Genomic DNA, 24,219 nt, shown 5'->3' with positions numbered 1-24,219 from the left:
ACGCGCGATCTGGGGAGCCGCGCCATGGTGTTTCCCTACCATGGCGGCGGCGGAATCCACGTGCGCGGGGCGCAAGGGGGGCCTGCGCGATTGCAGGTGAACCCGGATGAACCTTGGGGCTAGCCGATCGACCAGACGAACGGCGCGCCGGCGGCGCTGTTCGGCTTCAGATGCACCGGAATATGCCGCCCGCAGCCGGCGGCCAGCCCTTCGAACAGGCCGGTCAATACGCTGGCGCAGGCCGGATGATAGTCGGCCACGTCGGCCATCAGCTTCCAGCCCTGCTGGCGGATTTCGAACTGGCCCTCGGATTCGGTGATGTCAGCAATATCGTCCTGCGACTCGAAGAGAGTGCGCAGGAATGCGGCAAATTCCGTGGCACGGCCACGGCGGCCGCCGAGCGCCTGCGCGACCTCGTCGTAATACTGCATGCCGATCAGTCTGCCGGTGAGATGCAGCAGATAGCTCGCATCCTCCGGGCCGAACACCTGCACGATGACCGGCGCGGCCGTCTTCACATATTCCATCGCGTAGTTGCGATAGGCCTTTTCCAGCCGCAGCTTCGGCCAGCTGTCGACCGGCAGCGCCGGCGCGGAGTTCGGATCGAACAGCGGCGCCTCGATATGGCGCGCGAACACCAGGCGCTGGTCGAGCTCGAGCGGATGATCGTACTCGCAGTAATAGCCTTCGAGGCCGTCCTGGCCGTCGACACTCTGCTTGGTGCAGACGAAGCCGAGCCGCAAGTCCCCGAGCGCGACACCGTTGTTGGCGTGCCAGCCGCGCAGCATCGCGCGCGAGACCTCACCGGGCACGCCGCAGATCGCCGTGCCCTTCCAGATCCAGCGCGGCGGCGGATAGCGGATCCAGGCCTTGCGGTCGGTCTCGTACATGTATTCGACATGCACGCCGCCGATCCAGTTGGAAAGATAATGATACTGCGCGGCCGCGACCGCCGGCGGCAGGCTGTCGAGGCCGAGCTTCTTCAAGCCGGGCAGGAAGCGCTCCTGCTGCTGGCGACGAAACACGCGGAAGACGAACTCGGCGGCATCAGCCGTGCCGCGCCGCGTGACGACGGTGAGGATCAGCCCGGTGAAGAAGGCGTGATAGAGATCGGCGACGCTGCGCCACTTCCGCCATTGCGTTTCGCGCGCGTCCTGCTCTCCGGTCATGTCTGCTCCCGCTGTTCTTGTTGGCGAGATAAAGCCTCGCGCGCGCAATCGTAGCCCGGATGCAGCGAAGCGCAATCCGGGGCGGCTCAATGCGCGTATGCAGCGCCCCGGATTTCGCTAGCGCTTCATCCGGGCTACGGAATTACACGCGCGCGAAACGGAATTACACGCGAAAATGCTTGGAGAGCTTCAGGCCCTGCGCCTGATAGTTCGAGCCGATGCGCTGGCCGTACAGCGCGTCGGGGCGCTCGAGCATCCGCTCATAGACGAGGCGGCCGACGATCTGGCCATGCTCGAGGATGAACGGCACCTCGCGCGAGCGCACCTCCAGCACGGCGCGCGCCCCCTTTCCGCCGGCGCCGGCATAGCCGAAGCCGGGATCGAAGAAGCCGGCATAATGGACGCGGAATTCGCCGACCAGCGGATCGAACGGCACCATCTCCGCGGCGTAGTCCGGCGGCACCTGCACCGCCTCTTTCGACGCCAGGATGTAGAACTCGCCGGGATCGAGGATGAGACTGCCGTCGGGCCGGGCCTTGATCGGCTCCCAGAAGTCGTCGACAGCATAGCCGCCGCGGCGATCGACATCGACCACGCCGGTATGGCGCTTGGCGCGATAGCCGACGAAGCCGCCCGAGCTCTCGCCGGAGAGATCGACCGAGAGCGCGACGCCATGGGTGAGATCGGCATTGGCGGCGTCGACCAGCCGCTCGGCGGCATGCAGCGCATCGAGCTCGTCGGCGGTCAGCGTCGCCTCGCCGATCCGGAAGCGGACCTGGCTGAGCCGCGAACCCTCGCGCAGCAGCACGGGAAACGTCTTCGGGCTGATCTCGGCATAGAGCGGGCCGTGATAGCCGGCGCCGATCATGTCGAAGCGGCGGGTGCCGTCGGCGATCACGCGGGTGAAGACGTCGAGCCGTCCGGTCGAGCTCTTCGGGTTGGCCGCGGCCACGATCTCCGGCGGCAGCGCCAGGCTCTCCAACAGCGGCACGATGTAGACGCAGTTGGTCTCCAGCACCGCGCCGTCGGACAGATCGATCTCGTGCAGCTTCAGCTCGTCGATCCGCTCGGCGACGGTGGCATCGGGCCCCGGCAGGAAGCTGGCGCGGACGCGGTAGGCGATGTCGCCGAGGCGGAGATCGAGGCTGGCCGGCTGGATCTGGCTCTCGACGAAGTCATAGGCGGGCAGAATGAGGCCGGCCTCCGCCATCTCCGCGATCATGCGGTCGGGCAGGATTCCGTTGGATTCATCTTCCAGCGTGAACGACACGATGCGGTCCCTCGGCGATCCCTCGAGATGGCCCAAAAATCATACTCCAGGCGGCCATCAAGCCCCAAAATATGGGCTTTTACGGGTTATCCGATGACCGTCTTGACGGAAAGGGCGCGAGGGAATATCAGCTGCACTTATCCCGTGGTGATTTGAGCCGGCCGGCTTGCAGCCACGTTAAATAAGTCGCTAAACAGGCCGGGGACAGTGTGATCCCGGCTTGTGGAGGTTGCTCCAGGCCGGTTTTTTTGTGGCCATTCTCCAGGGGAAATGGCCACCTCGGAGGTCACATGTCTGAATCTGAAACCACGGCCCGCTTTCGTCCCGAAACCCGTCTCGTCCATGGCGGTACGCTGCGCTCGCAATTCGGGGAGACGTCGGAAGGGCTGTTTCTCACCCAGGGCTACGTCTACGACACCGCCGAGCAATGCGAGGCGCGCTTCAAGGGCCAGGACCCCGGCTTCATCTATTCGCGCTATTCCAACCCGACCATTGCGATGTTCGAGCGCCGCATGATCGAGCTCGAGGGCGCGGAAGCCGCGCGCTCGACCGCGACCGGCATGGCCGCGGTGACCACCGCGATCCTCGCCCCGCTGAAGGCCGGCGATCATGTGGTGGCCTCGAAGGCCCTGTTCGGCTCCTGCCTCTACGTGGTGCAGGACCTGTTGCCGCGCTACGGCATCGAGACGACGCTGGTCGACGGCCTCGACCTCGACCAGTGGCAGCGCGCGTTGCGGCCGCACACCAAGACCTTCTTCCTGGAGAGCCCGACCAATCCGACGCTCGACGTGCTCGACATCGGCGCGATCGCAGAGATCGCGCATAGCGGCGGCGCCCGGCTGATCGTCGACAACGTGTTTGCGACGCCGATCTGGCAGAGCCCGCTGTCGCTCGGCGCCGACGTCGTGGTCTATTCCGCAACCAAGCATATCGACGGCCAGGGCCGCTGCCTCGGCGGCGTCATCCTGTCGTCGGAGGCCTTCATCGCCGAGCACATCCACAATTTCATGCGCCAGACCGGGCCGTCGCTGTCGCCGTTCAACGCCTGGGTGCTGCTGAAGGGGCTGGAGACGCTCGGCGTGCGCGTCCGCGCCCAGACCGAGAACGCGGCGAAGATCGCCGAGGCGCTGGCCAAGCATCCGAAGATCACGCGGCTGGTCTATCCGGGCCGCCCCGACCATCCGCAGGCCGAGACGGTGAAGAAGCAGATGGGCGCCGGCTCGACACTGGTCGGCTTCGAGGTGAAGGACGGCAAGGCTGGCGCCTTCCGCTGCCTCAACGCGCTGAAGATCTCGCGCATCTCCAACAATCTCGGCGACGCCAAGAGCCTCGTCACGCATCCCGCGACCACGACGCATCAGCGCCTGGCGCCGGAGGCCCGCGCCGAACTTGGTATCAGCGAAGGTTTCATTCGCTTCTCGGCCGGGCTCGAGCATCCCGACGACCTGATCGAGGATTTTGAGCGCGCGCTGGAGCAGGTTTGAAGCAACGCGTCATGGCCGGGCTTGCCCGGCCATGACGGCTTCTCTTGAAGATTAAGTCGCAGCCGTCGTGACGCCGCCGTCGACCACGATGGTCTGGCCGGTCATGAACGTCGAGGCATCGGAGGCGAGATAGGCCACGGCGCCGGCGATCTCGTCGGGCTCGCCGATGCGGCGGAGCGGCGTCGATGCGGTGCGGCGCTTCAGATTGTCCGGGTCCTCCCATAGCGCGCGGGCGAAATCGGTCTTCACCAGGCCCGGCGCCACGCAATTGACGCGCACGCCCTTCGGGCCCCACTCGCCGGCAAGGCTGCGGCACAGCGCGAAGTCGGCGGCCTTGGAGATGCCGTAGGCGCCGATCACCGTAGAACCCCGAAGTCCGCCGATCGAGGAGATGATCACGACCGAACCCTTGCCGCGTTCGGCCATCTGCGGGATCGCCAGCGCGGACAGCCAGATGTTGCTCTTGACGTTGGAGCCCATGATCTTGTCGAAGGCCTCGTCGGTGATGTCGAGCAGCGGGCCGTAATAGGGATTGACCGCGGCGTTGCAGACCAGGATGTCGATCTTGCCGTAATGCTTGATCGTCCCCGAGACCAGCGCCTCGACCTCGCTGCGGCGCGCGATGTTGCAGGGGATGACGAGCGCATCGCCGCCCGCCTTCTTGATGCCGTCGGCGACTTCCTGGCAAGCATCCGCCTTGCGCGAGGAGATCACGACCTTGGCGCCGAGTTTTGCCAAAAGCTCCGCCGATGCGCGGCCGATGCCGCGGCTCGAGCCGGTGATGACCGCGACCTGGCCGGTGAGATCGAACGGGGTGTTTTTCATTGTTGTTGTTTCCCTGTTAGTTGCACGTCATTCCGGGGCGCGACGCAGTCGCGAACCCGGAATCCAGAGGTTACGGCGCGAGATTCCGGGTTCTCGCTTCGCGAGCCCCGGAATGACGCCTGTGTGGTTACGCCAGCAGCCCGCCGCCCTCGCTGACGCGACGGAGGTGATAGTCGGTGTCGCCGAGCGTGTTTTCGATCATGGTCAGCCGCTTGAAGTAGTGACCGATCTTGGCTTCCATGGTCATGCCGATGCCGCCGTGAAGCTGGATCGACTGCTGGCCGACGAACTTCAGGGACTTGCCGACCTGCACCTTGGCGGCGGCAACCGCCGACGCACGCTCCTTGGCATCGTCGAAGTCCGACGCCATGGTGGCGAACATCGACATGCTGCGGGCCTGCTCCAGCGCCACGAACATATCGGCGGCACGGTGCTGCAGGCTCTGGAACGAGCCGATCGCAACGCCGAACTGCTTGCGGGTCTTGATGTACTCGACCGTCTCCTTCAGCGACTCGTCCATCGCGCCGACCGCTTCCGCGCACAGCGCAATGCGGGCTTCGTCGGCGACGCGCTCGATCAGGGGCAGGCCGTTCTCGGGATCGCCGATCGCAGCGTCAGCACCGACCTCGACATTGGTGAAGGTGATGTCGGCGGCGTGCAGGCCGTCCTGGGTCGGATAGCCCTTCCTGGTGACGCCCTTGGCATCCGCCGGAACCAGGAACACGCCGATGCCGGTCTTGTCGCGCTGGCCGCCCTTGGTGCGCGCGGTCACGATCAAGGTCTGGGCGTTCTCGCCGTTGAGCACGACGAACTTCTCGCCGTCGATCACCCAGCCGTCGCCTTTCTTCTTCGCCGTGGTCACGACATCAAACAGGTCGTAGCGCGAGTTCTTCTCGAGCTGGGCAAAGCCGAAGGTCTTGCTGCCGTCGATGATGCCGGGAATGTGCTTGGCCTTCTGCTCGGCCGAGCCGCCATGGCGCAGGAAGCCGCCGGCGACCACGACGGTGGCGAGATAAGGCTCGACCACCAGCGCCTTGCCGAGCGCTTCCATCACGATCATGGTCTCGACCGCGCCGGCGCCGAAGCCGCCATCGGTCTCCGCAAAGGGCAGACCGAGCAGGCCCTGCTCGGCGAGCTTGCCCCAGAGCGCTTTGCTCCAGCCGCCCTTCTCCTTCATGTACTTCTTGCGCGCATCGAAGTCGTAGGCATCCGCCAGCAACCCGTCGACGCTTTCCTTGAGAAGCCGCTGCTCCTCGGACAGATCAAAATCCATGTTCGTTCCCTTAACTAACTGATCGTTGTTCAAGCCGGGGCCTCTTCACCTCGCCCCGCTTGCGGGGAGAGGTCGGATCGCGAAGCGATCCGGGTGAGGGGGTACAGGTCTCTCGGCAGTCGTTGCTCGGAGAGATGCCCCTCACCCCAACCCTCTCCCCGCGAAGAGCGGGGAGAGGGAGAGGATCAAAGCCCCAGCACCGCCTTGCTGATGATGTTGCGCTGGATCTCGTTGGAGCCGCCGTAGATCGAAACCTTGCGGTTGTTGAAGTAGCTCGGCGCGATCTGCGCGGTCCAATCCATGCTCTCGTTCGAGCCGGCATCGCCGTGCTCGTCATAGGGCGCGGCGAACGGACCGATGATCTCCATCAGCAGCTCGGTGGTGGTCTGCTGGATCTCCGAGCCCTTGATCTTGAGCACCGAGGAGGCCGGATTGGGTTTGCCCTTGCCGTGCTTGCCCTCGTCGGCGACGACGCGGAGCTGGGTGAGTTCGAGCGCCTTCAGCTCGATCTCGCAGGCCGTGAGCTTCTCGCGGAACGCCGGATCCTCGATCACCGGACGGCCGCCGGACTCGACCTTGGAGGCCAGCGCGCGGATGCGGCGCAGCCGCTCCTTCGACACGCCGACCCGGGCGATGCCGGTGCGCTCATTGCCGAGCAGGAATTTTGCGTAATCCCAGCCCTTGTTCTCCTCGCCGATCAGGTTCTCGTAGGGCACCTCGACGTCGTCGAAGAACACCTCGTTGACCTCGTGTCCGCCGTCGATGGTCTGGATCGGACGCACGGTGACGCCCTTCGACTTCATGCTGAACACGATGAAGGAGATGCCCATCTGCTTCTTCGCGGCCGGATCGGTGCGGCAGAGGCAGAAGATCATGTCGGCGTGCTGGGCGAGCGTGGTCCAGGTCTTCTGGCCGTTGATGATCCACTTGTCGCCACGGCGCTCGGCCTTGGTCTTCAGCGACGCGAGGTCCGAACCCGAGCCCGGCTCCGAGAAGCCCTGGCACCACCAGTCGTCGACATTGGCGATGCGCGGCAGATATTCCTTCTTCTGCTTCTCGTTGCCGAAGGTGTAGATCACCGGGCCGACCATGCTGACGCCGAAGGCGAGCGGCTGCGGCGCCGGATAGGACTGCAGCTCCTCGTTGAAGATGTAGTGCTGCACGGTGCTCCAGCCGGTGCCGCCATATTCCTTCGGCCAGTGGGTGACGCCCCAGCCCTTCTTGTTGAGGATGCGCCACCAGGTGACCATCTCGTCCTTCGACAGATGGCGGCCTTCCTGCAGCTTGCGCCGGGTCTCCGGCGGCACGTTGTTCTTGAAGAACTCCCGCACCTCCTCGCGAAACGCTATCTCTTCCTTGGTGAAAGCGAGATCCATCAGATCCTCCTTTTGAAATTCAACTGCTTCTTTCCTGGTCGTCCCGGCGAAGGCCGGGACCCATAACCACCGGCTTTCGTGTTTGACAACGCCGGCTGCCGCATGTGCCCAAAGAGAAGCCGCGGCGTATGGGTCCCGGCCTTCGCCGGGACGACAATCCTACTGCAGCACCTCGAACAGGCCGGCCGCGCCCATGCCGCCACCGACGCACATGGTGACGACGGCGTACTTGGCCTTGCGGCGGCGGCCCTCGATCAGCGCGTGGCCGGTGAGCCGCGCACCCGACATGCCGTAGGGATGGCCGACCGAAATCGCGCCGCCATTGACGTTGATCTTCTCCGGATCGATGCCGAGCTTGTCGCGGCAATAGAGCACCTGCACCGCGAAGGCCTCGTTGAGCTCCCAGAGATCGATGTCGTCGACCTTGAGGCCGTGGCGCTTCAGCAGCCGCGGCACCGCGAACACCGGGCCGATGCCCATCTCGTCCGGCTCGCAGCCGGCGGAGACGAAGCCGCGGAAGATCCCGAGCGGCTTCAGCCCGCGCTTGGCGGCTTCCTTGTCGCTCATGATCACGGAGGCGCTGGCGCCGTCCGAGAGCTGGCTGGCATTGCCGGCGGTGATGGTGAAACCGTCGCCGCGCACCGGCTTGAGGCTGGCAAGCCCTTCGGCCGTGGTCTCCGGCCGCGGACCTTCGTCCTGCGACAGCGTCACCTCTTTCATCGTGACGGCACCGGTCGCCTTGTCGGTGACCGCCATCATGGTGGTGATCGGCGCGAGCTCTTCCTTGAACTTGCCGCCCTGCTGCGCGGCCGCGGTGCGGCGCTGGCTTTCGAGCCCATACTCGTCCTGCTTCTCGCGCGAGATGTTGTAGCGCTTGGCGACGATCTCGGCGGTGTCGATCATGGGCATGTAGACCTCGCCCTTGATCTTGAGCAGCGCCGGATCCTGGGCATGGAAGGAATTCATCTTGTCGTTCTGCACCAGCGAGATCGACTCGCCGCCGCCGCCGACCGCGATCTCGACGCCGTCGAAGATCACCGAGCGTGCGGCGAGCGCAATCGCCTGCAGGCCGGAGGCGCATTGGCGGTCGATCGTGGTGCCGGCAACGGTCACCGGCAACCCGGCGCGGAGCAGTGCCTTGCGCGCGATGTTGCCGCCGGTCGCGCCCTGCTGCATCGCCGCGCCCATCACCACGTCCTCGATCTCCTTCGGATCGACCTTGGCGCGCGCCACCGCTTCGCCGATCGCGTGCCCGAGCAAGGTCGCGCCCTCGGTGACGTTGAGCGCGCCGCGATAGGCCTTGCCGATCGGCGTGCGGGCGGTGGAGACGATAACGGCGTCGGTCATGAGCGAGATCCTGATGCAGTCTGTTGTTGCGTGGATTGAGATGTCTCGGTTTGAGCAGTCTTGGGCTGCTGCTGGCGCAATTCGTGACGCGACAGCTTGCCGACCGGGGTGCGCGGCAATTCGTCGACGAACTCGACGGCCGCCGGCAGTTCGTGCTTACCGACCTTGCCGGTGAGGAATGCACGCAGCTCGTCGATCGAGAAGGTCTTCTCGCCGTCGCGCAGCTTGATGAAGGCCTTTGCCGCCTCACCGCGGTAATCGTCGGGAATGCCGATCACGATCACCTCCTGCACGGCAGGATGGGTGTAGATCGCCTGCTCGATCATCTGCGGATAGACGTTGAAGCCGCCGGAGATGATCATGTCCTTCTTGCGGTCGACCAGATAGAAATAGCCGTCGGCGTCCATGTAGCCGATGTCGCCGGTGAGGAAGCGGTCGCCGACGAAAGCCTCCGCGGTCTCCGCCGGCCTGTTCCAGTAGCCCTTGGTGACGTTCGGGCCGCGGATGCGGATCTCGCCGACCTCGCCGACCGGCATCACCCTGGTGGAATCCTCCAGCGACACGACGTCCATCTCGATGCCGGGCAGCATCAGCCCGATCGAGCCTGGTTTCTCCGGTCCCTCCTTGGGATGGCCGGTGCCGGGCGAGCAGGTCTCGGTCATGCCCCAGCCGCTCTTCAGCTTCATGCCGACGCGGCGCTCGAAGATCTTGGCGACCTCCACCGGCAGCGGCGCGCCGCCGGAGCCGGCGACCACCAGCGAAGAGAGATCGCGCTTGTCGAGATCGGGCAGCGAGGCGATCGCGATCCACATCGTCGGCACGCCGGGAAACACCGTTGCGCGCTTGACCTCGATGTCGCGCATCACGGCCTCGACGTCGAAGCGCTGGTGCAGCGAGATCAAATGGCCGCGCCGGATCGCCGACAGCAGCACGACGGTCAGTGCGTAGATGTGAAACAGCGGCAGCACGCAGATCACGCGCTCGATCGCATTGCGTTCGAGCCGCCCGGGCTTGCCCCAGACGTCGTAGATCGACACCGCCGCGGTGAGATTGCCGTGGCTGAGCATTGCGCCCTTGGGCAGGCCCGTGGTGCCGCCGGTGTATTGCAGCAGCGCGACGTCCTCGACGTCGACCGCCGGCCATTGCGACGGCCTGGTCGCGCCGTCGATGAACTCGCGGTGGGTGATGATCGCGGGATTGTCGGGCAGCGCGGTTTGCGGCGTGCCGACCTTGCCCCAATTGTCGTCCTCGCAGACGATCAGACGGTCGAGCAGACCCTTGGCGAGGAATTTCAGCGCGGTCGGTAACAGCGCCGACAAATTGCTGGTGACCAGCACCCGCGCGCCTGAATCGGACAGCTTGTGCGACAGCGCGATCTCGCCGTCGAGCGGCGACAGATGCACGACGCGGGCGCCGGCCTTCAGCGCACCGAAGAAATTGATCGGATGGTCAGGCGAATTGCCGAGGAACAGCGCGACCGACGTTCCCTTGCCGTAGCCGGCCCGCATGAAGGAAGCGGCGGCGGTCTCGACCAGGGCCTCCAGCTCGGCGTAGCTGATCGGCCGGTCGCGGAATTCGAGCACCGGGCGCGCGCCGAACTCGGCGGCGGCGCTCGACAGCAGGTCCGGCAGCGTGCCGCGCGTGATCTCGTCGCTCCACTGCACGCCCTTGGGATAATATTGTTCGCCGGGATAGGTCATGAAAACCAGACTCTGGAAACTGTCATTCCGTGGCACGCGCAGCGTGAACCTAAGATGCGCAATTTGCGCATCGGGGAATCTCGAGATTCCGGGTCTGCGCCTTACGGCGCATCCCGGAATGACACGTGGTTACAGTCGGCCAATCACGCCGCCTTCGACGGCGCGGCGAGCGAGGCGAAGGTCTTGCCCTCGTCGGCGAGCTTCTTGAGCAGCGGCGCCGGCTCGAGCGAGGGATCGTTGGTCTCCTTGGCGTAGAAGGCCAGGCGATCGGCGATGTGCTTGAGGCCGACGGTGTCGGCCCAGAACATCGGACCGCCGCGATAGATCGGCCAGCCATAGCCATAGAGCCAGACCACGTCGATATCCGACGGACGCGCCGCGATGCCCTCGGCGAGGATCTTCGCGCCTTCGTTGATCATCGGGTACATCATGCGCTCGAGGATCTCGTCGTCACTGACGACGCGCTTCTTGCGGCCGAGGCGCGCCAGCGTCTCGTCGATCAGCTTCTCGACCTCCGGATCGGGCAGCGCCGCGCGCGAGCCCTGCTCGTACTTGTAGTAGCCCTTGCCGGTCTTCTGGCCGAAGCGGCCGGCTTCGCACAGCGCGTCGGCGATCTCCGACTTGATGCCGCGGTCCTTGCGCGAGCGCCAGCCGATATCGAGACCGGCGAGATCGCCCATCGCGAACGGGCCCATCGGCATGCCGAACTTGGTCACCACGGCGTCGACCTGCTGCGGCAGGGCGCCTTCGAACAACAGCTTCTCGGACTGCTTGCCGCGCTGCGCCAGCATGCGGTTGCCGACGAAGCCGTCGCAGACGCCGACCACTGCCGGCACCTTGGCGATCTTGCGGGCGATCGAGACGGCCGTGACCAGCGCGTCCGGCGCGGTCTTGTCGGCGCGCACGATCTCGCACAGCTTCATGACGTTGGCCGGCGAGAAGAAGTGCATGCCGAGCACGTCCTGCGGACGCTTGGTCGACTTCGCGATCTCGTCGATGTTGAGATAGGAGGTGTTGGAGGCCAGCACCGCGCCCGGCTTGGCGTACTGGTCGAGCTTGCCGAACACTTCCTTCTTGACCGCCATGGTCTCGAACACCGCCTCGATCACGAGATCGGCGTCGCCGACGTTCTCGATGCCGACGACGCCGTTGATCAGCGCCATCCGCTTGGCGGGCGCGTCCGCCGGGATGCCGCCGCGGGCGGCGGTTGCCTCGTAGTTCTTCTGCATGATGCCCATGCCGCGCTTGAGCTGCTCCTCGCCGGTCTCGATCAGGGTGACCGGGATGCCGGCATTGGCGAACGACATCGCGATGCCGCCGCCCATGGTGCCGGCGCCGAGGATGGCGACGCGCGCCACGTTGCGGCCCTTGGTGCCGTCGGGGACACCGGAGATCTTGGCGGCCTCGCGCTCGGCGAAGAAGGCGTAGCGCTGTGCCTTGGACTGGTCGCCGTTCATCAGCTTGAGGAAGCCCTCGCGCTCCTTCTTCAGGCCCTCGTCGAACGGCAGGTCGATCGCGGCGCCGACGGCGTCGGCAGCGGCGAACGGCGCCTCGAGGCCGCGCGACTTCTTGGTCAGCGCAGCGACCGCATTGGTGAAGATCGAACGATCGGCCTTGGCCGCGGCGAGCTTGCTGTCGTCGTCGCGCAGCTTGCGCAGCGGACGCTTCTCGGCGACCACCTTGCGCGCAAATGCCTCACCGCCCGAAGCCGGTCCCTCGACGATCTCCTCGATCAGGCCGGCCTTCAGCGCCGCGTCCGCGCCGATCGGATCGCCGCCGACGATCATCTTGACCGCGAGCTCGGGACCGACCGCGCGCGGCAGGCGCTGGGTGCCGCCGGCGCCGGGCAGCAGGCCGAGCTTCACCTCGGGCAGACCGAGCTTGGCGTCCTTGGTGGCGACACGGTAGTGGCAGGCCAGCGCGACCTCGAGGCCGCCGCCGAGCGCGGTGCCGTGGATGGCGGCAACGATCGGCTTCGGCGAACTCTCCATCAGGCTCAGCACTTCGGCGAGCCCGGGCGGCTTCGGCGGCTTGCCGAATTCGGTGATGTCGGCGCCGGCGATGAAGGTGCGGCCGGCGCAGGTCAGCACGATGCCCTGGACCTGCGCATCATCGATCGCGCTCTTGATGCACTCGAAGATGCCGCCGCGCACCGCGGCGCTCAGCGCATTCACAGGCGGACTGTTAACCGTGACGACGGCAATATTGTCATGACGTTCGAGCTTGACGACTTCACTCACCGGGACTCTCCCTGGATGCTTGTTCTTGGACTTGTGTTGAGTAGCTGCACGACTTGCGTTGAGCCGCTACGATTAGACCAATTTCGCACTGCGAAATTTAATTCCACATCTTGACATGGAGGGTTATTTTGAAGCACGTGCCTTGTCAACGAGCATGACAAGGGCAGGGCAAGGATAGGGATGAAGCGCGCTAGCAAGAAAGCCGCGACCGATCGCAATTTCGTCGTCGCCCTTTCCCGCGGACTGGACGTCCTGCGCGCATTCCAACCCAATGACGGGCTGCTCGGCAATCAGGAGATTGCGGCCCGCACCAAGTTACCGAAGCCAACCATTTCCCGGCTGACCTACACGCTGACTAAGCTGGGATACCTTACACCTGTACCGAAGTTCGAGAAGTACCAACTCGCGCCGTCGGCGATGGCACTCGGCTACGCCGCGCTCGCCAATCTCGGCGTTCGGCATTTGTCCGAGCCCTATCGAGAAGAAGTGATGCGCGCGACCGGCGGAGCGGTCGCCGTCGGCGGCCGCGACCGCCACAGCATGATTTATTTCGGCCAGAGCCGGAACGGCCTGGCGCTCGGCGTACAACTCGACGTCGGCTCGCGGGTGCCGATCGCAACCACCGCGATGGGGCGTGCTTATATTTGGGCATTGCCGCCCGACGAGCGCGCGGCTTTACTGCGTGAGCTGCGGGATCACTACGGCAGCCGCTGGGCCAAGATGCGCGACGGCATCGAGCGCTCCGGCGAGACGGTCGCGAAGCACGGCTTCACGATGTCCGCAGGCGACTGGCAGAACGACGTCGCCGCAGTCGGCGTTGCATTGAGATTGAACGACGGAACCGGTCCTTACGCCTTCAATTGCGGCGCGCCGGCATTCCGCTTCACGGAAGACAGATTGCTCAACGACATTGGACCTCGTCTTGTCGCGATGGTAAGGAACATCGAGCAGGCGCTCGGTGGAATGGCGCCGCAATCCAAAAAAGAAGAACGCAAAAAGACCAGAGTAGGAGGGAAAGTTGCACGTTTGGCCGAGGGGATCAGATAGCCTCCATCACGTCCAGCGAAACGCATCGCAGGGCCGCTCGCACCGCTCGAAGACGGCGGGCGAGACGAGATGACGCAGGCACAGCTCGCGCAGGGGAATGATCCCCTGCTCGCGGTTCGCGACGTCAGCGTCGTGTTCGGCGGCATCATCGCACTGAACGGCGTGTCGTTCGACATGCGCCATGGACAGATCCTCGGGCTGATCGGGCCGAACGGCGCCGGCAAGACGACGCTGTTCAATTGCCTGTCGCGGCTCTATCAGCCGTCGTCGGGCGACATCCTGATGGAAGGCAAGAGCATCCTGTCGCGCCCGCCGCACCGGATCGCCGAGATCGGCATCGGCCGCACCTTCCAGAACGTCGCGCTGTTCCCCAACCTGTCCGTGATCGACAATGTGCGCGTCGGCGCGCATGCGCGCACCTCGAGCGACATCGTCAGCGACTCGCTGCGCCTCGCCTGGGTCCGCCGCGGCGAGACCGACATGAACAAGAAGGTGCACGACATCCTAGGCTATCTCGATCTCGAGGACGTCGCCCACACCGTGGTCTCGGGACTTCCGTTCGGCACCCAGAAGCGCGTCGAACTGGCGCGCGCCCTGGCCGCGGATCCGAAGATCCTGCTGCTCGACGAGCCGGCCGGCGGCCTCAATCACGAAGAAGTCTATGTGCTCGGCGACCTGATCCGCAAAATCCGCGACGACCGCAAGATCACCGTGCTGCTGGTCGAGCATCACATGGGTCTCGTGATGTCGATCGCCGACCACGTCGTCGCGCTCAATTTCGGCCGCAAGCTTGCCGAAGGCACGCCGGCCCAGGTCCAGGCCGACCCTGATGTCATCAAGGCCTATCTGGGGAGCAAGGACCAATGACCACGATGCTCAACGTCAAGGACCTGCGCGCCTATTACGGCCAGGTCCAGGCCCTGCACGGCCTCTCCTTTTCGCTCAACGAGGGTTCGCTGACCACGCTGCTCGGCGCCAACGGCGCCGGCAAGACCACCACACTGCGGGCGATCTGCAACATGGTGCGCTCCACCGGCGCGATCGAGTTCGAGGGCAAGCCGATCGGCACGCGCTCGACCGAAAACGTGGTCCGCCTCGGCATCGCCCACGTGCCGCAGGGCCGCGGCACCTTCACCAACATGACGGTGGAGGAAAACCTGCAGCTCGGCGCCATCAGCCGCCCGGACAAGAAGGCGATCGGCGCCGACATCGAACGGATGTACGAGCATTTCCCGGTGCTGAAGCAGCGCTACACCCAGCAGGCCGGCACGCTGTCCGGCGGCGAGCAGCAGATGCTCGCGGTGGCGCGCGCGCTGATGCTGCGGCCGCGCCTGATGCTGCTCGACGAGCCGTCGTTCGGCCTCGCGCCGCTGATCGTGCGCGACCTGTTCCGCATCCTCGGAAAGATCAATCGCGAGGAAAAGGTGACCATCCTGGTGGTCGAGCAGAATGCGCAGCTCGCGCTCGAGCTCGCCGACCAGGCCTACGTGATCGAAACCGGACGGATCGTGATGTCGGGCAATGCCAAGGACATCGCGAACAACGAAGACGTCCGCAAATCCTATCTCGGCTACTGAGGGAGCTGGCACAATGGAGCTTTTTGCCAACCAGGTCCTGGCCGGCATCGCCACCGGCGCGATCTATGCCTGCATGGCGCTCGCGGTGGTCATGATCTACCAGGCCATCGACCATCTGAATTTCGCCCAGGGCGAAATGGCGATGTTCTCGACCTTCGTGTCCTGGCAGCTGATGCAATGGGGCGTGCCATATTGGGGCGCCTTCGTGCTCACCGTCGCCTTTTCGTTCGCCGCCGGCATCGTCATCGAGCGGTTGCTGTTCAAGCCGCTGGCGAAGGCGCCGATCCTGACCAACGTCGCCGGCTTCATCGCGCTCTACGCGATCATCAACTCGGTCGCCGGCCTGATCTGGGACTTCACCATCAAGCAGTATCCGACGCCGTTCGGTTCCTCACCGTTCCTCGGCAGCCAGCTGATCTCGACCCACCAGGCCGGCATGATCGGCATCACGCTGTTGATGCTGCTCCTGCTGTTCTTCTTCTTCCGCTTCACCCGGGTCGGTCTTGCGATGCGCGCCGCCGCATCGCTGCCAGAATCGGCCCGGCTGGTCGGCATCAACACCTCGTGGATGATCGCGCTGGGCTGGGGCATGGCCGCCTCGATCGGCTCGATCGCCGGCATGATGATCGCACCTGTGGTGTTCCTCGAGCCGAACATGATGCTCGGCGTGCTGATCTATGGATTTGCCGCAGCCGTGCTCGGCGGCCTGTCGAGCCCGTTCGGCGCCGTCATGGGCGGCTTCCTGGTCGGCGTCTTCGAGAACCTCGTCGGCACCTACATCCCCGGCGTCGGCAATGAACTGAAACTTCCGATCGCGCTTGCGCTGATCATCGTCGTCCTGGTCGTGAAACCGGCAGGCCTGTTCGGCCGCGCCATCGTGAAGCGAGTTTGATCATGAGCGCCGCTGAAGAAGTCGAAGTCGTCACCGAAGGCCAGGCCGTCGAGGCCGTTCCCAAGCGCGCCATGACGCTGGGCTACGGCACCTCGCTCGTCGTGCTCGCCGCGCTGATCCTGATCCCGCTGTTCGTCAAGAACTTCATCATCTTCCAGATGACGATGCTTCTGATCTACGGCCTCGCGGTGCTGGCGCTCAACATCCTGACCGGCGGAAGCGGCCAGTTCTCGCTCGGCCAGAGCGCGTTCTATGCCGTCGGCGCCTATACCTCGGCGATCCTGATGGAGCATGTGGGCATGAACTATGCCCTCACGCTGCCGATCGCCGGCATCGTCTGCTTCGCCTTCGGCTTCCTGTTCGGCCAGCCGGCGCTGCGGCTATCCGGCGTCTATCTGGCGCTCGCGACCTTTGCGCTAGCCACCGCGATGCCTCAGCTTCTGAAGCTGGGCTATTTCGAGCACTGGACCGGCGGCGTGCAGGGTCTCGTGGTCACCAAGCCGGATGCGCCGTTCGGCCTGCCGATGGGGCAGGACATGTGGCTGTATTACTTCACGCTGGTGGTCACGATCGCGATCTATATCGCTTCGGTGAACCTGCTGCGCTCGCGCTCCGGCCGCGCCTTCATGGCGATCCGCGACAACGAGATCGCGGCTTCCGCGATGGGCGTCGACGTCGCGCTGTACAAGACGCTGGCGTTCGGCGTCTCGGCCGGCATCACCGGCGTTGCCGGCGGTCTCGGCGCCATCGCGGTGCAGTTCGTGGCGCCCGACGGCTACACCATCCAGCTCGCGATCTCGCTGTTCCTCGGCATGGTGGTCGGCGGCGTCGGCTGGTTGCCCGGCTCGATCGTCGGCTCCGCCTTCATCATCTTCGTGCCCAACATCGCCGAAGGTATTTCGAAGGGCCTTTCGGGCGCGGTGTTCGGCGTGCTGCTGTTCCTCGTCATCTTCCTCGTGCCGCACGGCGCCAGGCAGGTTGCGATCGTTGCCCAGCAACTGGCCGCAAAGTTCAAGAAAAACTGACAGCCTATAGAAGCAAACCAGGAGATATTATGCTTTCTACCGTTCGGATCGCCGCGATTTCCGCGGCGATCGTCGCTGTTGCCGCGACGTCCACTGCCGCATTCGCCCAAAAGAAATACGACACCGGCGCAAGCGATACCGAGATCAAGGTCGGCAACATCATCCCCTATTCGGGACCAGCCTCCGCCTACGGCGTGATCGGCAAGACCGAAGAAGCCTACTTCAAGATGATCAACGATCGCGGCGGCATCAACGGCCGCAAGGTCAATTTCGTCAGCTATGACGACGCCTACTCGCCGCCGAAGGCGGTCGAGCAGGTGCGCAAGCTGGTCGAGAGCGACGAGGTATTGCTCGTCTTCAACCCGCTCGGCACCCCGTCCAACACCGCGATCCAGAAATACCTGAATTCCAAGAAGATCCCGCAGCTGTTCGTCGCGACAGGCGCCACCAAGTGGAACGACCCGAAGAACTTCCCGTGGACCATGGGCTGGCAGCCGAGCTACCAGAGCGAAGCGCAGATCTACGCCAAGTGGCTGATGAAGGAGAAGCCCGACGCCAAGATCGCGATCCTCTATCAGAACGACGATTTCGGCAAAGACTACCTCAAGGGCACCAAGGACGGCTTTGGCGCCAAGGCGGCCTCCAGCATCATCATGGAGGAGAGCTATGAGATTTCGGAGCCGTCGATCGACGGCCACATCGTCAAGATCAAGGCCGCCAATCCCGACGTGCTGCTGATCTACACCACGCCGAAGTTCGGCGCGCAGACCATCAAGAAGACCGCCGAGCTCGGCTGGAAGCCGCTGCAGATCATCACCAACGTGTCGGCCTCGGTCGGCAGCGTGATGCAGCCGGCGGGCTTCGACAACGCGCAGGGCGTGCTGTCGGCGGCCTACGCCAAGGACGGCGCCGACACACAGTGGAACAACGACCCCGGCATGAAGAAGTGGGCCGAGTTTCTCGACAAGTACATGCCGGGCGCCGACAAGACCGACGGCGGCTATGTGTACGGCTATGGCGCCGCACAGACGCTCGCCAAGGTGCTCGAAATGTGCGGCGACGATCTCACCCGCGCCAACGTCATGAAGCAGGCGGCGAGCCTGAAGGACTTTACGCCCGACACCCTGCTGCCCGGCGTCAAGATCAACACCTCGGCCACCGACTTCGCCCCGATCGCCCAGCTGCAGATGCAGCGTTTCAAGGGGCAGAAGTGGGAGCTGTTCGGTGACATCATTTCCGGCGACGTCCCCTCCGAGTGACGTTGCACTGCGGGAATAAAACAACAGCCTCCGCGATATCCGTCGCGGGGGCTTTTTGTTGACGCCCCGCGCCGATGGTATTGAATACTCCAAACAAAGAACCCGAGGTGGGGAAACCATGACTGCCGCACGTCCGTCCCTGACGGCGCTGTTGTCCGCATTCGCTCTGATCCTGACGAGCTGCAATGTCGCGCTGGCGCAGAAGAAATACGACACCGGGGCCAGCGACACCGAGATCAAGATCGGCAACACCATGCCCTACAGCGGCCCCGCCTCGGCCTATGGCACGATCGGCAAGACCGAGGCCGCCTACTTCAGGATGATCAACGATGCCGGCGGCATCCACGGCCGCAAGATCAAGTTCATCTCCTACGATGACGGCTACTCGCCGCCCAAGACGGTGGAGCAGGCGCGCAAGCTGGTCGAGAACGACGAAGTGCTGCTGCTGTTCGGCTCGGTCGGGACCGCGACCAATGCGGCGATCCGGAAATACATGAACGAGAAGCAGGTGCCGCAGCTGTTCATCGCCTCCGGCGCCTCGAAGTGGAACGACCCGAAAGATTATCCGTGGACCATGGGCTGGCAGCCGTCCTACCAGGACGAGGCGCGGGTCTACGCAAAATACATCATGAAGCACAAGCCCGACGCCAAGGTCGCCGTGCTCTACCAGAACGACGATTTCGGCAAGGACTACCTCAAGGGCTTGAAGGACGCCTTCGGCGACAAGGCATCGATGATCGTCGCCGAGGAGGCCTACGAGACATCCGAGCCCACGATCGACAGCCACATCGTCAAGCTGAAGGCCACCGGTGCCGACACCTTCGTCAGCATCACGACGCCGAAATTCGCGGCACAGGCGATCAAGAAGGCTGCCGAGATCGCGTGGACGCCGTTGCAGATCGTCGCCAATGTCTCGGCGTCGGTCGGCGGCGTGATGCAGCCGGCGGGCTTCGAGAATTCGCAGGGTATCCTATCGGCATCCTATCTCAAGGACGGCGCCGATCCGCAGTGGGACAAGGATCCCGGCATGGAGAAATTCCTCGCCTTCCTCAAGAAGAATTATCCCGACGCCAACAAGCTCGACGGCGCCACCTCGTTCGGCTACGCCGCCGCACAGACCATGGTGAAGGTGCTGGAGATGTGCGGTGACGACCTCACCCGCGCCAATGTCATGAAGCAGGCCGCAAGCCTGAAGGATTTCGTCCCCGGCACGCTGCTGCCGGGCATCAGCATCAACACCTCGGCCACCGATTTCGCACCGATCAAGCAACTGCGCTTGATGCGGTTCAAGGGCGAAAGGTGGGAGCTGTTCGGGGACATCATTTCGAGCAATCTGAGCAACTGATCGTCACGTCGGTCTGTTCGATCCGCTCGCTCAACTCAACGGCGTGGCTTTACTCGTCCGCAATCTCTGCGGTTGACTCCACGCACACGCGAACGCGTTGGCGGATTTTTGAGCAGCGGCCCGCCTTGAGGGTGGTCGACCAAAGACGCAGCCCCTGCGGCAACGCCGCAGGGGCTTTTCATTGAGACACCCCAGGTAAGATGATAGGTTTTTACGACCAATAATGAGCCCTCGAAACAGGGGGCCGCGGCACATCATCGGCAATCAGGGAGAGAAACGGCATGTCTGCAATACGACAATTGACGGCATTTGCTGCTGCGCTTGCGCTCGTCGCCGCATCCGGCAGCGCTGCGCTTGCCCAGAAGAAATACGACACCGGCGCCTCCGACACCGAGATCAAGATCGGCAACATCATGCCCTATAGCGGAGCGGCCTCAGCCTATGGCGTGATCGGCAAGACCGAGGAGGCCTATTTCCGCAAGATCAACGCCGAGGGCGGCATCAACGGCCGCAAGATCACCTTCATCAGCTACGACGACGCTTACACTCCGCCGAAGACGGTCGAGCAGGCGCGCAAGCTGGTCGAGAGCGACGAGGTACTGCTGATCTTCAATTCGCTCGGCACGCCACCGAACTCGGCGATCCAAAAATACATGAACCAGAAGAAGGTGCCGCAACTGTTCGTCGCCACCGGCGCCACCAAGTGGAACGACCCGCAGAATTTCCCCTGGACGATGGGCTGGCAGCCCAACTACCAGAGCGAGTCCATCATCTATGCGAAGTACATCCTGAAGAACAAGCCGGACGCCAAAATCGCGGTGCTCTACCAGAACGACGACTACGGCAAGGACTATCTGAAGGGATTCAAGGACGGGCTCGGCGCCAAGGCCGCGTCGATGATCGTCGCCGAGGACAGCTATGAGGTGACGGAGCCGACCATCGACTCCCACATCGTCAGGCTCAAGGCCTCCGGCGCCGACGTATTCTTCAACATCACGACGCCGAAGTTCGCCGCGCAGGCGATCAAGAAGAATGCCGAGCTCGGCTGGAAGCCGCTGCACTTCCTCAACAACGTCTCCGGATCGATCGGCAGCGTGATCAAGCCCGCGGGCTTCGAGAACGCCCAGGACATCGTCTCGTCGCAATATTTCAAGGATCCGACCGACGCGCAGTGGAAGACCGACAAGGCGATGATTGCCTGGAACGAATTCCTCGATAAGTACTATCCGGAAGCGAACCGGGCCGATGCCTCCGTGATGTACGCCTATATCGTCTCGCAGGGCCTGGTCCACGTGCTCAAGGCCTGCGGTGACAATCTGACCCGCGAGAACATCATGAAGCAGGCGGCCAGCATTCGCGATTACGAGCCCGGCGGCCTGCTGCCCGGCGTCAAGGTCAACACCTCGGCGACCGATTTCGCGCCGCTTTCGCAACTGCAATTGATCCGCTTCAAGGGCGAGACCTGGGAGCGCTTTGGCGAAGTCTTGAGCGCCGACGTCGGCGGTTAGGCCGGGAAGGTCGACCAAAGATACCGCCCCTGCGGCGTTTGCCGCAGGGGCTTCTCATTGAGACGAACCGCCTAAAATGATAATCACTGCAGCCAAACAAAGAGCTCTCCAAGCAAGAGGGCCGAGACACATGACAAACAGGGAGAGAGACATAGATGTCCGCTACCAAAAAACTTGCGGTCCTCGGGGCCGCGCTCGCGCTCCTCGCGACATCCGGCAGCGCTGCGCTTGCCCAGAAGAAATACGACACCGGCGCCAGCGATACCGAGATCAAGATCGGCAACATCATGCCCTACAGCGGCCCGGCGTCCGCCTATGGCGTCATCGGCCGCACCGAGGCCGCCTATTTCAAGAAGGTCAACGACGCCGGCGGCATCAATGGCCGCAAGATCAACTTCATCTCCTACGATGACGCCTACTCGCCGCCGAAGGCCGTGGAACAGGCCCGCAAGCTGGTCGAGAGCGACGAGGTGCTGCTGATCTTCAACTCGCTCGGCACGCCGTCGAACTCGGCGATCCAGAAATACATGAACTCCAAGAAGGTGCCGCAGCTGTTCGTCGCCACCGGCGCCACCAAGTGGAACGACCCGAAGGACTTTCCCTGGACGATGGGCTGGCAGCCCAACTACCAGAGCGAGACCCAGATCTACGCAAAATACATCCTGAAGAACATGCCGAACGCCAAGATCGCGGTGCTCTACCAGAATGACGATTACGGCAAGGATTATCTGAAGGGCCTGAAGGACGGGCTCGGCCAGAAGGCCGCCAGCATGATCGTCGCGGAAGAAAGCTTCGAGACCTCCCAGCCGACCATCGACAGCAACATCGTCAAGCTGAAGGCGAGCAACGCCGACGTCTTCATCGACATCGCGACGCCGAAATTCGCGGCCCAGGCGATCAAGAAGGTCGCCGAGATCGGCTGGAAGCCGACCCACTTCCTCAACAACGTGTCGGCATCGGTCGGCAGCGTGATCAAACCGGCCGGCTTCGAGAACGCACAGGATATCATCTCCGCCGCCTACCTGAAGGACGCTTCCGACAAGCAATGGGACAATGACCCGGGCATGAAGGAGTTCTACGCCTTCATGGCCAAGGACTTCCCCGAAGGCGACAAGCTCGACGGCGGCACCGTGGTCGGCTTCGGCGTGGCGCAGACGCTGGTCCAGGTGCTGAAGCAGTGCGGCGACAACCTCACCCGCGAGAACATCATGAAGCAGGCCGCAAGCCTGAAGGACTTCCGCACCGAGGTGCTGCTGCCTGGCGTCAAGATCAACACCGCGGCGAACGATTTCGCGCCGATCAGCCAGCTGCAGCTGATGAAGTTCAAGGGCGAGAAATGGGAACTGTTCGGCGAGGTCATCAGCGCCGACGTCGGCGGCTGATTTCCCGCCGCCTCCCGACCGGGAATGGCCCCCTGCGATACCGTCGCAGGGGGCTTTTTGTTGGCGCGTTTTCGAACGAAGCGGGTACCGGTTCGCGCGAAGAGAACGCGTCGGAAACCGGAATTTAAGGCCATGGCCCTGCTCGCAGGCCGGCCCGGGCAATGCCTGCTTACACTTTACCCGGCAATACGCTAGGTAAACCGGCAAGACCCCCGACAAGAAACCGGCGCCCTTGCGCGGCGGCAACAACAAGGAGATCTCGGGAAATGCCGATGCCGATCCGACACCGTGTCGCAACCGCCCTGCTCGGCCTCGCCGTCGCCGCCGCGACCGGCAATGCCGCATGGGCGCAGAAGAAATACGACACCGGTGCGAGCGACACCGAGATCAAGATCGGCAACATCGTGCCCTATAGCGGCCCGGCGTCGGCCTATGGCGTGGTCGGCAAGGCGATGGCCGCGGTGTTCAAGAAGGTCAACGACGACGGCGGCATCAACGGGCGCAAGATCACTTTCGTCTCCTATGACGACGCCTACTCGCCGCCGAAGGCCGTCGAGCAGGCCCGCAAGCTGGTCGAGAGCGACGAGGTGCTGTTCCTGTTCGGCACGCTCGGCACCGCCTCCAACACCGCGATCCAGAAATATCTCAACGCCAAGAAGGTACCGCAGCTGTTCGTCGCCACCGGCGCGACCAAGTGGAACGATCCGAAGGCCTTCCCTTGGACCATGGGCTGGCTGCCCAGCTACCAGAGCGAGTCGCGGATCTACGCGAAATATCTGCTCAAGGAAAAGCCCGCCACCAAGGTCGCGGTGCTCTACCAGAACGACGACATGGGCAAGGACTACCTCAAGGGCCTGGAAGACGGCTTCGCCAGCGATCCCGCGCGCGTCGTCGCCAAGGAGAGCTATGAAGTCGCCGAGCCGACGATCGATTCCCATGTGGTGCGGCTGAAATCCTCCAATCCCGACGTCATCGTCTTCTTCACCACGCCGAAATTCGGCGCCCAGGCGATCAAGAAGCTCGGCGAGATGAACTGGAAGCCGGTGACCATCGTCTCCAACGTCTCGGCCTCCACCGCGACCGTGATGCGTCCGGCCGGCCTCGACAATGCGCAGGGCGTGATCTCGGCCGCCTACGCCAAGGACGCCAGCGATCCGCAATGGAAGGACGACGCCGGCATGAAGGCGTTCGACGAACTGCTCGCCAAATACATGCCCGACACCAACCGCGTCGATGCCTCGGCGATGACCGGCTACAACATGGCGACCACGATGGTCGAGGTGCTGCGCCGCTGCGGTGACGACCTCACCCGCGCCAATGTGATGAAGCAGGCGGCGAGCCTGAAGCAATTCGCGCAGGGCGGCCTGCTGCCCGGCGTGACGCTGTCGACCGGGCCTGCCGACTTCCAGCCGATCGAACAGCTCCAGCTGATGCAGTTCAAGGGCGAGCGCTGGCAATTGTTCGGCGACGTCATCAGCGGCGAAGTCGGCGGACACTGAC

At 64.0% G+C, this 24,219-nt stretch carries 19 protein-coding genes and 1 riboswitch; of the genes, 11 read left to right on the top strand and 8 right to left on the bottom strand.

The features are described from left to right. Positions 1–119 precede the first annotated feature (119 nt). The gene (locus tag ACVMDN_RS41150; protein ID WP_076832455.1) at positions 120–1,169 is read right to left on the bottom strand and encodes a hypothetical protein; all 1,050 of its coding nucleotides are present in this window, start codon (positions 1,167–1,169) and stop codon (positions 120–122) included. 163 nt (positions 1,170–1,332) lie between these two features. Further along, positions 1,333–2,439, bottom strand: coding sequence for a 2'-deoxycytidine 5'-triphosphate deaminase (locus ACVMDN_RS41145; protein WP_057016021.1), 1,107 nt, complete (start codon positions 2,437–2,439; stop codon positions 1,333–1,335). 134 nt (positions 2,440–2,573) lie between these two features. Beyond that, a riboswitch (SAM riboswitch) is annotated at positions 2,574–2,653 on the top strand. A 76-nt stretch (positions 2,654–2,729) separates the two neighbouring features. Here ACVMDN_RS41145 and ACVMDN_RS41140 point away from each other — a divergent pair. Next, the gene (locus tag ACVMDN_RS41140; RefSeq protein WP_076832458.1) at positions 2,730–3,923 is read left to right on the top strand and encodes an O-succinylhomoserine sulfhydrylase; all 1,194 of its coding nucleotides are present in this window, start codon (positions 2,730–2,732) and stop codon (positions 3,921–3,923) included. Between the two features lie 51 nt (positions 3,924–3,974). Here the strand turns inward: ACVMDN_RS41140 and ACVMDN_RS41135 are convergent, their stop codons facing one another. From ACVMDN_RS41135 to ACVMDN_RS41110, 6 genes are all read right to left on the bottom strand, one after another. Continuing rightward, positions 3,975–4,748 (bottom strand): SDR family NAD(P)-dependent oxidoreductase, encoded by a 774-nt coding sequence (locus tag ACVMDN_RS41135; protein WP_076832461.1) that lies wholly within the window; start codon positions 4,746–4,748, stop codon positions 3,975–3,977. A 127-nt stretch (positions 4,749–4,875) separates the two neighbouring features. Continuing rightward, positions 4,876–6,021, bottom strand: coding sequence for a pimeloyl-CoA dehydrogenase small subunit (gene pimD, locus ACVMDN_RS41130; RefSeq protein ID WP_076832464.1), 1,146 nt, complete (start codon positions 6,019–6,021; stop codon positions 4,876–4,878). Between the two features lie 185 nt (positions 6,022–6,206). Then, entirely contained in the window at positions 6,207–7,397 is a 1,191-nt protein-coding gene (pimC, locus tag ACVMDN_RS41125; RefSeq protein WP_018269091.1) for a pimeloyl-CoA dehydrogenase large subunit, read from the bottom strand. Between the two features lie 159 nt (positions 7,398–7,556). Continuing rightward, positions 7,557–8,744, bottom strand: a complete 1,188-nt coding sequence (locus ACVMDN_RS41120; RefSeq protein ID WP_076832466.1) for an acetyl-CoA C-acyltransferase — start codon at positions 8,742–8,744, stop codon at positions 7,557–7,559. Beyond that, positions 8,741–10,444 (bottom strand): dicarboxylate--CoA ligase PimA, encoded by a 1,704-nt coding sequence (gene pimA / locus ACVMDN_RS41115; protein ID WP_076832469.1) that lies wholly within the window; start codon positions 10,442–10,444, stop codon positions 8,741–8,743. The genes ACVMDN_RS41120 and pimA overlap by 4 nt, the downstream gene beginning before the upstream one ends. A gap of 143 nt (positions 10,445–10,587) precedes the next feature. Then, on the bottom strand, positions 10,588–12,684 hold the full coding sequence (locus ACVMDN_RS41110; protein ID WP_076832472.1) for a 3-hydroxyacyl-CoA dehydrogenase NAD-binding domain-containing protein: 2,097 nt from the start codon (positions 12,682–12,684) through the stop codon (positions 10,588–10,590). A 180-nt stretch (positions 12,685–12,864) separates the two neighbouring features. On the opposite strand from ACVMDN_RS41110, the gene ACVMDN_RS41105 reads away from it, so the two are divergent. The 10 genes from ACVMDN_RS41105 to ACVMDN_RS41060 all read left to right on the top strand — a co-directional run bounded on the left by ACVMDN_RS41105 (position 12,865) and on the right by ACVMDN_RS41060 (position 24,218). Next, on the top strand, positions 12,865–13,731 hold the full coding sequence (locus ACVMDN_RS41105; protein WP_018269093.1) for an IclR family transcriptional regulator: 867 nt from the start codon (positions 12,865–12,867) through the stop codon (positions 13,729–13,731). Positions 13,732–13,800: 69 nt separating this feature from the next. Beyond that, positions 13,801–14,598: an ABC transporter ATP-binding protein gene (locus tag ACVMDN_RS41100; RefSeq protein ID WP_016847575.1), complete on the top strand. Its 798-nt coding sequence runs from the start codon at positions 13,801–13,803 to the stop codon at positions 14,596–14,598. Beyond that, a complete protein-coding gene (locus ACVMDN_RS41095) occupies positions 14,595–15,308 on the top strand; it encodes an ABC transporter ATP-binding protein (protein WP_038384532.1) in 714 nt (237 codons plus the stop codon). Before ACVMDN_RS41100 ends, ACVMDN_RS41095 begins: the two co-directional genes overlap by 4 nt. A gap of 13 nt (positions 15,309–15,321) precedes the next feature. Beyond that, positions 15,322–16,200, top strand: a complete 879-nt coding sequence (locus ACVMDN_RS41090; RefSeq protein WP_028339071.1) for a branched-chain amino acid ABC transporter permease — start codon at positions 15,322–15,324, stop codon at positions 16,198–16,200. Positions 16,201–16,202: 2 nt separating this feature from the next. Continuing rightward, the gene (locus ACVMDN_RS41085) at positions 16,203–17,225 is read left to right on the top strand and encodes a branched-chain amino acid ABC transporter permease (RefSeq protein ID WP_076832475.1); all 1,023 of its coding nucleotides are present in this window, start codon (positions 16,203–16,205) and stop codon (positions 17,223–17,225) included. Between the two features lie 29 nt (positions 17,226–17,254). Continuing rightward, positions 17,255–18,484 (top strand): ABC transporter substrate-binding protein, encoded by a 1,230-nt coding sequence (locus ACVMDN_RS41080; RefSeq protein WP_028338101.1) that lies wholly within the window; start codon positions 17,255–17,257, stop codon positions 18,482–18,484. Between the two features lie 118 nt (positions 18,485–18,602). Next, entirely contained in the window at positions 18,603–19,829 is a 1,227-nt protein-coding gene (locus ACVMDN_RS41075; protein ID WP_057016012.1) for an ABC transporter substrate-binding protein, read from the top strand. 281 nt (positions 19,830–20,110) lie between these two features. After that, a complete protein-coding gene (locus tag ACVMDN_RS41070) occupies positions 20,111–21,337 on the top strand; it encodes an ABC transporter substrate-binding protein (RefSeq protein WP_076832477.1) in 1,227 nt (408 codons plus the stop codon). Between the two features lie 155 nt (positions 21,338–21,492). Further along, positions 21,493–22,719 carry an ABC transporter substrate-binding protein gene (locus ACVMDN_RS41065; protein WP_076832480.1) on the top strand — a complete coding sequence of 409 codons (1,227 nt, stop codon included), beginning with the start codon at positions 21,493–21,495 and terminating at the stop codon, positions 22,717–22,719. A gap of 266 nt (positions 22,720–22,985) precedes the next feature. Next, positions 22,986–24,218 (top strand): ABC transporter substrate-binding protein, encoded by a 1,233-nt coding sequence (locus ACVMDN_RS41060; RefSeq protein WP_028338255.1) that lies wholly within the window; start codon positions 22,986–22,988, stop codon positions 24,216–24,218. The last annotated feature ends 1 nt before the right edge of the window (position 24,219 follow it).

The sequence above is a fragment of the Bradyrhizobium sp. USDA 4510 genome, from assembly GCF_054059095.1.
Note: the sequence above shows the minus strand (reverse complement) of the source record. Positions and strands in the feature narration are given on the sequence as shown.